This is a genomic window from Roseateles sp. NT4 (assembly GCF_051857475.1).
GTDB lineage: Bacteria > Pseudomonadota > Gammaproteobacteria > Burkholderiales > Burkholderiaceae_C > Pelomonas.
Genome location: NZ_JBPZGZ010000001.1, coordinates 1,135,976 through 1,147,758, shown reverse-complemented (window position 1 = coordinate 1,147,758; position 11,783 = coordinate 1,135,976). Strand labels below are relative to the sequence as shown.

At 67.5% G+C, this 11,783-nt stretch carries 6 protein-coding genes; 3 read left to right on the top strand and 3 right to left on the bottom strand.

Features of this window, described 5'->3' with window-relative positions; all coding sequences use genetic code 11:
- Positions 1-7: 7 nt before the first annotated feature.
- The 3 genes from ACS5PN_RS05335 to ACS5PN_RS05325 form a co-directional block, all read right to left on the bottom strand.
- On the bottom strand, positions 8-2,023 hold the full coding sequence (locus ACS5PN_RS05335) for an ABC transporter permease (RefSeq protein ID WP_439462898.1): 2,016 nt from the start codon (positions 2,021-2,023) through the stop codon (positions 8-10).
- A gap of 358 nt (positions 2,024-2,381) precedes the next feature.
- Complete coding sequence (locus ACS5PN_RS05330) at positions 2,382-3,536, bottom strand: efflux RND transporter periplasmic adaptor subunit (protein ID WP_439462897.1); 1,155 nt, start codon at positions 3,534-3,536, stop codon at positions 2,382-2,384.
- Between the two features lie 141 nt (positions 3,537-3,677).
- Positions 3,678-5,591 carry a glucokinase gene (locus ACS5PN_RS05325; protein ID WP_439462896.1) on the bottom strand — a complete coding sequence of 638 codons (1,914 nt, stop codon included), beginning with the start codon at positions 5,589-5,591 and terminating at the stop codon, positions 3,678-3,680.
- 339 nt (positions 5,592-5,930) lie between these two features.
- Here ACS5PN_RS05325 and glk point away from each other — a divergent pair, with 339 nt between their 5' ends.
- The 3 genes from glk to ACS5PN_RS05310 all read left to right on the top strand — a co-directional run bounded on the left by glk (position 5,931) and on the right by ACS5PN_RS05310 (position 11,779).
- Entirely contained in the window at positions 5,931-6,923 is a 993-nt protein-coding gene (gene glk / locus ACS5PN_RS05320) for a glucokinase (protein ID WP_439462895.1), read from the top strand.
- 466 nt (positions 6,924-7,389) lie between these two features.
- Positions 7,390-10,191 (top strand): TonB-dependent receptor, encoded by a 2,802-nt coding sequence (locus ACS5PN_RS05315; RefSeq protein ID WP_439462894.1) that lies wholly within the window; start codon positions 7,390-7,392, stop codon positions 10,189-10,191.
- Between the two features lie 73 nt (positions 10,192-10,264).
- Positions 10,265-11,779 carry a tryptophan halogenase family protein gene (locus tag ACS5PN_RS05310; RefSeq protein ID WP_439462893.1) on the top strand — a complete coding sequence of 505 codons (1,515 nt, stop codon included), beginning with the start codon at positions 10,265-10,267 and terminating at the stop codon, positions 11,777-11,779.
- Positions 11,780-11,783 lie beyond the last annotated feature (4 nt).

The following is an 11,783-nucleotide window of genomic DNA, read 5'->3' as shown; positions in this document are numbered from 1 at the left end:
GTCTTGCTCACTCGCGTGCCAGCGCGTCGACCGGGCTCAGGGCTGCAGCGCGCCTCGCCGGCAGGGTGCCGAAGATCAGGCCCACGCCGCTGGACACGGCGAAGGCCACGCCCAGGGCTGCCCAGCTGACGTCCACATGCAGATGCTGCTGGGCCGCGTTGACGGCTTGCGCCGCCAGCCAGCTCAGGAACACACCCACCAGGCCGCCCAGGCAGCACAGCACGATGGCTTCGATGAGGAACTGCAGCCTGACGTCACCCTGGCGCGCGCCGACGGCCATGCGGATGCCGATCTCGCGGGTGCGCTCCGACACCGACACCAGCATGATGTTCATGACGCCCACGCCGCCCACCAGCAGCGAGATGGCCGCGACGCCGGCGAACAGGGCCGCCATCGCGCTGGTCACGCTCTGGAACTTGCGGAACTCCTCTTCGCCGTTCCAGGTGCCGAAGTCCTCGGCGCCGTGCAGGGCCTTGAGGCGGTGGATGATCTGCTCGCGCACCTGCTGGGGCGGCACGCTGAGGTCCAGCAGCACATCGAAGTTGTCCACGTCGGGGCGGGCGTCGAGCTTGCGCGAGAAGGTGGTCTGGGGCAGGTAGAGCTGGCCCAGCCAGCTGCCGAAGCTGAAGGCGCCACCTTCGGGTGCGACGACGCCAACGACGGTGAAGGGCAGGGCGGCCGTGGGCGGCGGCGGGGCACCCGCCGCGGCGGCCTGTTGCGTATCGGGCGCCATGCCCGGGTTGACGAAGACGAGCTGACCGATGGGCGACTCGTTCTTCTTGAACAGCGCATCGCGCGATTTCTCGTCCAGCACGACGACCTGGCTGCGCGACTCGAGGTCCATCGCACTGAAATAGCGGCCTTGCACCAGCTTGAGCTTGCGGGCCTTCAGCGTGTTGGCGTCGCCGCCGACGGCTTCCAGCATGGCGTCGCGCGACTGGTGGCGGGCGGTCAGCTGCATCTGGCGGTTCAGCGTCACGCCCTTGACGCCGGGCAGGGCGCGCAGCGAGTCGATCTCGTGCGGCCGAAAGGGCTGGGGCACGGCCCCCGGTGGCAGGCTGGGGTTGCCACGCCAGACCGGGATGCGGCCCGAGATCAGGCTGCTGAGGTCGGTCTCGATTGAGGCTCGGGCCGCGGTGGTCAGCGCCACGATGCTGACGACGGAGGCGATGCCGATGCTGATGCCCAGCATGGACAGGGCCGTGCGCAGGCGGTTGCCCTTCAGCGCGAGCAGGGCGGTGGCGACGGCTTCGCGCCATTGCACTTGCAGGCGGCGCAGCCGGCCGCCTTCCTTGACCGGCGGTGCATCGCTGGGCAGCTCGACCGGCGGCACATGGCTGGCCGGCGTGCCGTTGTCGGCAACGATCTTGCCGTCCTTCAGCTCGATGACGCGGCGCGCATGGGCAGCGACGGCGGCATCGTGAGTGACCAGGATGATGGTGTGGCCGCGCTGGTTCAGCTCCTCCAGCAGGCGCAGCATCTCGGCGCCCGAGGCCGAGTCCAGCGCGCCGGTAGGTTCATCGGCCAGGATGATCTGGCCGCCATTCATCAGGGCTCGCGCGATGGAGACGCGCTGCTGCTGGCCGCCCGACAGTTCGTTGGGCCGGTGGTGCAGGCGCTCGCCCAAGCCGAGGCGCTCCAGCAGGGCGCGGGCCCGCTCGCCGCGCGGGCCGGTGCCCACGCCCGCGTAGACGGCGGGCAGGGCGGCGTTGGCGCGCGCGTCCAGGTGGGGTAGCAGGTGGTAGCGCTGGAAGATGAAGCCGAAGCGCTCGCGGCGCAGCGCTGCCAGCTCGTCCGGTCCCAGGGTGCTGGCGTCGTGGCCGTCGATGACGAAGCTGCCGCGCGTCGGGTTGTCCAGGCAGCCCAGCACATTCATCAGCGTGCTCTTGCCCGAGCCTGACTGGCCCATGATGGCGACGAACTCGCCGGCCTCGATATTGAGGCTGACGCCGTCCAGGGCGGGGACGTCGATTTCGCCGAGCTGGTAGTGACGGGCGACGTCTTTGAGTTCGATCAGAGGCATGGGGTTGCCTCCTGGTGGCATGAAGAGCGGACTGCGAAGCCCGCCAGCCGTTCGCAACGAGGTATTTCTCTTCCCCCCTTTGAGCCCGCCGAGAAGCGCAGGTCCTTGAGGCCGCGTGCGCAGCACGCTTCAAGCACTGACTCCGCGCAACTGTTTGACCAGAGCGTAGCGGCGGGAGTTTTGCGCGGGGCCTCAAGGAGTGAGCATCGCAGGGCACCCCTCGATTTGCGAGGGGCGGGCGGTTCGGGGGCGCTTTCTTTGCCTACTTTCTTGTGCGCACAAGAAAGTAGGTCGCCCGCCGGGGCGAACTCCCGGCTGGGCCTTGGCGCCAAGCCAAAGCGACGAAAACCCGATCGCATCAGCTGCTCGCCGCGCTCGCACCCGACGCCGCCGCATCCGCCGCGCTCGGCGGCGCCAGCAGCACCTTCTCGCCGGCCTTGAGGCCGTCCAGCACCTGCACCTTGGCGCCATCCTGCAGGCCCACCTTGACCTGGCGCGGCGTCTGCTTGTTGGCGGCGTCCAGCACCGTCACCGTGTAGCGGCCGTCCTTGCCGCGCTCGCCCAGGGCCACGACGGGCATGGCCAGCACCTGTTTGGCCGAGCCGGTCTCGATGTCGACCTGCACCGTCATGTCGCTGAACAGGGCGCGCTCGCGGTTGTCGACCTCGAAGAGCACGTTGTAGAAAACGGCATTGCCGGCGCGCTCGGGCACGGGCTGGATGACGCGCACCTTGCCCTCGTAGCGTTTGCCTTCGCCCGACAGCGTCGAAAAGCGCGCCGTCTGGCCCACCTTGATGGCCTGGATGTCGGCCTCGGGCACCTTGGTGCGCACGGTGATGGTGTCCAGGTCTGCCAGCGTCAGGATGACGGGCGTGATCTGTACCGAGATCAGTGTCTGGCCGACCTGCACCGGCAGATTGACGACGGTGCCCGTCATGGGCGCCGTGATGCGGGTGTAGGAAAGGTTGACCTTGCGCTTGTCCAGCTCGGCCTGCAGCCTGTTGAGGTTGGCGGCCTGGCCGCGCAGGTCGGCTTCGATCTTGGCGAGTTCGATCTCGGCCTTCTCGGCTTCGTTGCCCGAGGTGGCCTGGCCGGCCAGCAGGCGCTGCTGGCGCTTCAATTCGCGGCGGGCGGCGTCGGCGTCGACCTTGCGGCTGTCGATGGAGGCGCTGGCCTGGGCCACGGCGGCTTCGGCCTGGGCGACGTCGCTGCGGGCCAGCTCGGGGTCGAGGCTGACCAGGAGGTCGCCCTTCTTGACCTGCTGGCCCAGCTCGATGTGGATGGTCTGGACCTGGCCGCTGACCTGGGCGCCGACGTCGACCTTGGTCTTGGCCTGCAGCACGCCGGCGGCCTGCACGGCCTGGGTCACGTCGGCCAGCGCGACGACGCCGGTGGGCGGTGGCGGTGGCGCAGGCGGCGTGCGGGTGAACCACCAGGTGGCGCCGCCGATGGCGATCACGGCGATGACGATCAGGCGCACGCGCCAGCGTTTCAGAAACGAAGTCTTCTTCATGTCCCTCCCAGAACCACGAGGTCTACGCCTCGTTGGCTGGCGTCAATTTGATGGATCGATGTGCGGCCTAGCGTATCAGTCGAACGGCACGCGGCCGGCGACATCAGCCATCTTGGTGAATGCTGCCGGCCTTGCCGAAAGTCATCGGCTGTGCGAGGTCAGCCGCGCCAGCGGCGAAGCCATGCTCACCCCGGGTGCCGCCGTCGCCGCGCCGCGGGCCGGCTTGGCATCGTCGTCCTCGGCGCCGGCGGTCAGCGCGGCGATGCTGTCGGGGTTGCGGCGCATGGCCACGCCGACGGCCAAGATGTCGATGACCAGCAGATGCAGGATGCGGCTGACCATGGGCAGGTGGGTGGCGATGTCCTCGATGTGGTCGACGATCAGCGTCACGTCGGCCTTCTTGGCCAGCGGGCTCTGGCTGGCCGTGATGGCCACGACCTTGGCGCCGCGCTCCTGGGCCTTCTCGACGACGGAGATCAGCTCGGGCAGGCGGCCGCCGCTGCTGATGACGACGGCCACGTCGCCCTCGCGCAGCACGTCGGCGGCCAGCAGCTGCAGGCGCGGGTCGGTGTAGGCGCCGCAGGGCATGCCGAAGCGCAGGAACTTGAACTGCGCGTCCTGGGCGACGACGCCGTAATGGCCCAGCGCGAAGAACTCGATGCGGCTGGCGGCCAGCAGCATGTCGATGGCGCGATCGATGGTGTCGCGGTTCAGGTGGCTGCGCACCTGCAGGATGGCGCTGGCCGTGTTGCCCAGCACCTTGGCGCCCAGCTCCAGCATGGAGTCGTTGGTGTTGACCTGGGTGTGGGTGACAGGCACGGTGCCCGTCAGGCCCGAGGCCAGGCGCAGCTTGAAGTCCGAGAGGCCCTCGCAGCCCAGCGAGCGGCAGAAACGGATGACCGTGGGTTGGCTGACGCCGGCGGCGCGGGCGATCTCGGCGATGGGGTCGTTCAGCACCGAGCGCGGCTGGGCAAGCACCAAATCTGCCACGCGCAGTTCGGCCGGCGACAGCTCGCTGCGGGCGCGGCGGATCTGGCCCAGGATGGCCGAGCCGGGCGAGGCCTGCAGATGGCGCAGCTGGTTTTCGAGGATGGCCGAGGCACCCTTGAAGGTGGCGTGCTCGGCCGTGATGACGAAGGTCGGGATGGCCGCAACGTAGTCGTGGAAGCGCCCCTTGTCCTCGAAGCGGGCACGGAAAGGGCTGCGGTCGAAGTACTCGCCCAGGCGCGGCACGATGCCGCCGCCGATGTAGATGCCGCCGAGCGACCCCAGCGTCACCGCCAGGTTGGCCGCGGCCGTGCCCAGCAGGCCGCAGAAGACCTCCAGCGTCTCCAGGCAGAGCTTGTCGCCGTCCTCCAGCGCGCGCTGGGTGATGGCGGGGGCGAGCAGGCTTTCCGCGTTGGCGACGCCGTTGCGGTCCGCCAGGGCCTTGTAGATCAGCTCCAGGCCGGGGCCGGAGATCAGGCGTTCGTAGGAGACGTGATCCAGCGTCTTCCAGGCGAACTTCAGGATGTCCATCTCGCGCTCGTCGCGCGGGCCGAAGTTGACGTGGCCGCCCTCGGTGCCCAGGGCGATCCAGCCTTCACCGGCCGGGATCAACCCCGACACGCCCAGGCCCGTGCCGGCGCCCAGCAGGCCGATGACGCTGGGCCGGCGCGCCTGGCCGCCGCCGACCTGATGCACGTCCACCTCGGCCAGGCGGGGCAGGGCCATGGCCAGGGCGGTGAAGTCGTTGACGACGACCAGGGTGTCCAGCCCTAGGCGCTGGCGCATCTCGTCGATGGAGAACTGCCAGTGGTAGTTGGTCATGCGCACCCGGTCGCCCTCGACCGGGTTGGCGATGGCGACGGCGGCGTGGGCGATCTGCTGCGGGCCGCCTGCGTCCTGCCAGTTCAGGCCCTGCAGATAGGCGCTGACGGCGGCATGGAAATCCGCATGGTCGGCACAGCGCAGCGAGGCCATCTGCGTGAATTCACCCGGGCCGAGTTCCAGCGCGAAACGGGCATAGGTGCCGCCAATATCGGCAAGCAGGCGGGGGCTGTCGAAACGGGGCATGGGCGCTGAAGCAATCCTGAAGGAAAGACGGGCGATTATCAGCAGGCGCGCTGATGGCCCGCCGACACCGGTTTCCGGCCTGCGGGCTTCAAACAGGTTGTAGCTTCACTACAGGCCCTCGGCAATCGAGTTTCCCCAGGGCGATGGCCGGGTTGGCTGGATTTGAAAGCGTTTTCCAACCCGCAAATCAAAACACAGGGTGAGCGTGTATTGCTGATTTCATGTAGTTTTGCTACCGTCCGCCGCGACCGAAATTTCATCCTTTGAGCCCGTGTTTGCCGACGCCCGACGCCTGAATATCCGCAGCCTTTCATCCATCCTTGTTTCGGGAGTTCTGGCATGAGTGCCGCTTACCCTTGGCTGGTCGCCGATGTCGGCGGTACCAATGCCCGTTTTGGCACGGTCTCCGGCCCCGGTGCTGCGGTCGAAGACGTGCGGGTGCTTTCAGTGGCCGGCAACGCCGGCCCCGCGGCTGCGGTGCGCGCCTATCTGGAAGGGCAGCCGGCCGGCAAGGCCAAACCCCAGAGCGCGGCGTTTGCATTGGCGACGGCCCTGGACGGTGACCATATCGAGCTGACCAATGGCGCCTGGAGCTTCTCGCGCTCGGCCACGCAGGCCGAGTTGGGGCTGAAGACACTGCTCTGCCTGAATGATTTCGAGGCCCAGGCCTTGTCGCTGCCGCGACTGCGAGCCGACCAGCTGCGCGCCTGGGGTGCGCCGCCGCCGGCGACGGGCGATGTGGCCGTTGGCACGGTGATGGCCGTCATCGGCCCGGGCACGGGCCTGGGGGTGGGCGGTGTCGTGCGCGCGCCGGGGCGCTGGCTAGCGCTGCCAGGCGAGGGCGGCCACGCCACGCTGGCGCCGGCCGATGATTTCGAGAGCGCCGTGCTGAGCCACGCGCGCCGCGAGTTCCCGCATGTGTCGGCCGAGCGCTTCCTGTCGGGCATCGGGCTGCCGGTGCTGTGCCGCTGCGTCGCGGCGGCACTGGACCAGGGCGAGGATGTCAGCGCGCTGCCGACCGAGCAGATCGTCGCCCGCGGCCTGTCGGGCGAGTCGCCGGCGTGCTCGCGCACGCTGGATGTCTTCTGCGCCATGCTCGGCGGCTTTGCCGGCAGCGTTGCGCTGACCCTGGGTTCGCGCGGTGGTGTCTTCATCGGCGGCGGCATCGTGCCGCGCCTGGGCGAGCGCTTCTTCCAGTCGGAGTTCCGCGCCCGCTTCGAGGCCAAGGGCCGCTTCCAGTCCTTCCTGGCGGGCATCCCCACGGCCCTCATCACCGACACGCTGGCCGCGCTGTCCGGCGCCTCCCTGGCGCTGGAGCAGGCCGACGCCTGACGCGCCGCGCGCAGGTCTGCGCGCGATCTCTTCCCTCCCTCGTCTTTCGCCATGCCGGCCGCTTCATGCGGCCGGTTTCGCTTCGCCGTAGCCGTCCGTGCCCTGCATGCGGGTGGCACGCGCGACGGTGCTGACGCGCCTATCGCGCGGATTGAGTCGTGCCCGCCGACCCTGTTGTTAACCCCTAAGTTGAGCCTGTAGTTGCGCTACAAGATTTGGCTTCTGACGAGGTTGTCAAACATGACGTCCGGCCAGAAGTATCAATTCCATGCTGGTTTACCCGCGGTTTTGGCCTGAAATCGGGTCGCTTCTTCGCAACGTCTAGGGTTTACGCAGGTGCGGAAAAAAATCTAGTTTTGATACAAACATGGTCGAGACGTTGGGTTCTCGCCCACGAGTCGCAGGCCGACGAACCCGGCAGCGCCGTTCGGGCCAACCGTTTTCCAATGAACTAGAGGAGACATCCATGACCATGAGCCAAGACAAGCGCGGGGGCGCAGCGTCCTTCCGCATCAGTCCGGTCGCCGTCGGCTGCACGCTGCTGATCGCCGCCACCGGCGCGATGGCACAGCAGGCCGCGGCCCCGCAAGCACTCGAGACGGTCGTCGTGACCGGCATCCGCAAGGGCATCGAGGACGCCATCTCGGTCAAGCGCAACAGCGACTCCATCGTTGAAGCCATTTCCGCCGAAGACATCGGCAAGCTGCCGGACACCAGCATCGCTGAGTCCATCGCCCGCCTGCCCGGCGTGGCTGCGCAGCGCAACGCCGCGACCGGCCGTGCGTCGGGCATCAGCGTGCGCGGCTTCGCGCCCGACTTCGCCACCTCGCTGCTGAACGGCCGCGAGCAGGTCTCCACCGGCGACAGCCGTTATGTCGAGTACGACCAGTACCCGTCGGAGCTGATGAGCGGCGTGACCCTGTACAAGACGCCGGACGCTGGCCTGGTGGGCCAGGGTCTGTCGGCCACGATCAACATGGAGACGCGGCGCCCGCTGAATTTCTCCGAACGCGTGGTGGCCATCAACTACCGCGACGAAAAACTGGGCAAGGGCCTGAGCACGCCAGCCGGCAACGGCACGCGCGTCAACCTCGCCTACATCGACCAGTTCGCCGACCGCACCATCGGCGTGGCTCTGGGCTTTGCACGCCTGAAGGAAACGCTCGGCACGCAGCAGAACTTCGGCTCGTGGGGCGTCAACAACGTCTGCCCGGTTTCCAATGTGGGCGGCAATTGCCCCGTCGCGACGCTGGGCAAGGCGCCTGGCGGCTTCAACGACCTGATCGACAGCGGCACGCAGCAGCGCGACGCCTTCATGGGCACGCTGCAGTACAAGCCCAACAAGAACTTCAACAGCACGCTGGACGTTTTCTATACGAAGTACGACGACAAGCGACTGGAGCAGGGCGCACAGATTCCGCTGGCGCCGGCCTTCCCCGAGTGGGGCCAGAACTACGGCGGCACGACCGTCACGCCGACGACCGTCACGGGTGGCGTCATCACCGCCGGTTCGCTCAATGGCTTCAAGGCCGTGTCGCGCAACGACGTGGATGCCAACCACGACAAGGTGCACTCCATCGGCTGGAACAACCAGCTCGTGATGGGCGACTGGACCGGCGTGCTGGACCTGGCGACTTCGGAGGCCAAGCGCAATGCACCGCACCTGGAAACCACGGCGGGCCTGACCGGCAACTGCAAGGCCAACCCCGCACTGTGCGGCAGCGTGTCGTGGACCGGCTTTGACGGCAACAGCGTGCAAAGCGCCAAGTACACCTTCCCCTACGCGCTGGACGACGTCAACAAGATCAAGCTGACCGACGTGGAAGGCTGGGGCGGTGGCCCCGGTCTGCCGCAGGCCGGCTATTCCAAGGTGGCCGGCACCGACGACAAGCTGAACGCTTTCCGCCTGAGCGCCAAGCGCAGCCTGGATGGCGGCATCTTCAGCGACATGGATCTGGGCTTCAACTACTCCGACCGCAAGAAGACCCGCACCTACGTGGAAGGCCGTCTGCTGGTGGCTGCCGCCAGCGACCCGTTCGCCGGCGTCACGGTCCCGGGCGGCACCGCTGCCGTCGGCCCGCAGACGGGCACGCCTTACGTGGCCTGGAACCCGGACGGCTCCATCGGCTCGATCTACACCATCGCCTCCAAGCTGGTGCCGGACATCGCCAACAAGAACTGGGTCGTGACCGAGAAGGTCGCCACCGCCTATGCCAAGTTCGGCATCGACACCACGCTCGGTGGCATCCCGGTGCGCGGCAATGCCGGTGCGCAACTCGTGAATACCGACCAGAGCTCGACCGCCTTCAGCGCTGACCGCACCGCGGCCTGCCCGGGCGACGTCTGCGCGTTGGGCACGAACACGCTGGGCAAGAAGTACTACGACTTCCTGCCGAGCCTGAACCTGGTCGGCGACCTGGGCAACGGCAACACGCTGCGCTTCGCCCTGGCCCGCCAGCTGGCCCGCCCGACGCTGGACGACATGCGCGCCAGCCTGGACTTCAACGTCGACGGCACCAGCCACGTGATCAGCGGCAACGGCGGCAACCCGGAGCTGAAGCCCTTCCGCGCCACGGCGCTGGACCTGTCCTATGAAAAGTACTGGGGCAAGCAGGCCTATGTGAGCGTGGCGGGCTTCTACAAGAAGCTCAGCACCTACATCCTGCGCGTGCCTCAGGCCTATGACTTCACGCCCTACATCACCGCCAACACGCCGACGCCGCTCACCCCCATCGGTCTGCGCACGGCGCCGGTGAACGGCGACGGCGGCAACATCAGTGGCATGGAACTGGCGGCTTCGGTGCCGCTGAACATCGTGACCAGCTGGCTGGACGGTTTCGGCGTGCAGGCCAACTACTCGCGCACCCACAGCTCGCTGTCGTTGCCGAGCTCCGGCTTCAACAGCGGCCTGACCACGCCGTCGATCTCGATGCCGGGCCTGTCCAAGGAAACGCGCGGCTGGGCGCTGTACTTCGAGAAGTGGGGCTTCGAGGCGCGTGTGGGCCAACGCTATCGCACGGACTTCGTCGGCTCCATCAGCGACCAGTACGGCGACAGCCAACTGATCTACATCAAGGCCGAGCGCGTGACCGATGCCCAGATGTCCTACAACTTCCAGGAAGGCTGGCTCAAGGGCCTGACGCTGCTGCTGCAGGCCAACAACGTCAACAACGAGCCTTACACGGAGTACAAGCAGTCGCGTCTGGATCCGTCCACGAACCGCAAGTACGGCAAGACCTATCTGATGGGCGTGAACTACAAGTTCTGACCACCGGAAAGGTTCTTTCCAGGGCCCCTGTTCGGTATCGTCCGGGCGGGGGCCTTTTCATTTCGGGGAATTCATGCACGAAGCACAACGTCTCATCCGGAATGTCGTCGTCGTTGGCGGCGGCACGGCCGGTTGGATGACCGCAGCGGCCCTGTCCAAGCTGCTGAAGAACAAGATCCAGGTCACCGTCGTCGAGTCCGAGGAGATCGGCACGGTCGGCGTCGGCGAAGCCACCATCCCGATGATCCAGCGCTTCAACCAGGTGCTGGAGATCGACGAGAACGAGTTCATGCGCGAGACGCAGGCGACCTTCAAGCTCGCCATCGAATTCGTCAACTGGGGCAAGGTCGGCGAGCGCTACATGCACGGCTTCGGCCGCATCGGCCAGGCCCTGGGTACCGTGCCTTTCGAGCACTACTGGCGCAAGCTGAACCAGCACGGCAAGGCCGGCGATCTGGCCGACTACTCCATCACCCGTGCCGCGGCGGCCCGCGGCCGCTTCATGCGCCCGGTGACGGATGCCGGCAACTCGCCGCTGGCGGAGATCGCCTACGCCTTCCATTTCGACGCTTCCCTGTACGCGCGCTATCTGCGCAAGTACGCCGAGGCGCGTGGCGTCACGCGCGTCGAGGGCCGCATCGTCGATGCGCGCCTCAGCGGCCTGAGCGGCCGTGTCGAGTCGGTGCTGCTGGCAGACGGCCGCGCCGTGGCGGGCGACCTCTTCATCGACTGCTCGGGCTTTCGCGGCCTGCTCATCGAGCAGGTGCTGCACACGGGCTACGAGGACTGGTCGCAATGGCTGCCCTGCGACCGCGCCATCGCCGTGCCCTGCGAGAGTTCGGCGCAACTGCTGCCCTACACGCGCGCCACCGCGCACGCCGCCGGCTGGCAGTGGCGCATCCCGCTGCAGCACCGCATCGGCAACGGCCATGTGTTCTGCAGCCGCTTCATGGAAGAGGCCGAGGCCGAAAGCATCCTGCTCGCCAACCTCGACGGCAAGCCGCTGGCCCAGCCGCGCACGCTCAAGTTCACCACCGGCATGCGCCGCCAGGCCTGGAACCGCAATGTCGTCTCCATGGGACTGGCCAGCGGCTTCATGGAGCCGCTGGAGTCGACCAGCATCCACCTCGTGCAGACGGCCATCGCGCGGCTGATCGACTTCTTCCCCTCCGCCGGCTTCGACCAGGCCGACATCGACGAATACAACCGCCTGTCGCGCTTCGAGTACGAGCGCATCCGCGACTTCCTGATCCTGCACTACCACGTCAACCAGCGCGACGACTCGGCCTTCTGGCGCCATTGCCGTGAGATGAGCATTCCCGACACGCTGGCGGCCAAGATCGAGCTCTACCAGCGCAATGGCCGCATCGTGCGCGAAGGGGCGGAGCTGTTCGCCGAAGTGGGCTGGTTGCAGGTCATGCACGGCCAGAACCTGAAGGCCCAGGGCTACCACCCGCTGGCCGACCTGATCGACGAGGCCGAGACTGAGGCTTATCTGCAGGGCGTGCGCGAGGTCATCGCCAACTGTGTCGAAGTGATGCCCTCGCATGAAGAGTTCATCGCGAAGAACTGCCGTGCCGCCGCCTGACACC

Coding starts and splice junctions, on each gene's coding strand:
- ACS5PN_RS05335 (WP_439462898.1), bottom strand. CDS start 2,023: ATGCCTCTGATCGAACTCAAAGACGTCGCCCGTCACTACCAGCTCGGC.
- ACS5PN_RS05330 (WP_439462897.1), bottom strand. CDS start 3,536: ATGAAGAAGACTTCGTTTCTGAAACGCTGGCGCGTGCGCCTGATCGTC.
- ACS5PN_RS05325 (WP_439462896.1), bottom strand. CDS start 5,591: ATGCCCCGTTTCGACAGCCCCCGCCTGCTTGCCGATATTGGCGGCACC.
- glk (WP_439462895.1), top strand. CDS start 5,931: ATGAGTGCCGCTTACCCTTGGCTGGTCGCCGATGTCGGCGGTACCAAT.
- ACS5PN_RS05315 (WP_439462894.1), top strand. CDS start 7,390: ATGACCATGAGCCAAGACAAGCGCGGGGGCGCAGCGTCCTTCCGCATC.
- ACS5PN_RS05310 (WP_439462893.1), top strand. CDS start 10,265: ATGCACGAAGCACAACGTCTCATCCGGAATGTCGTCGTCGTTGGCGGC.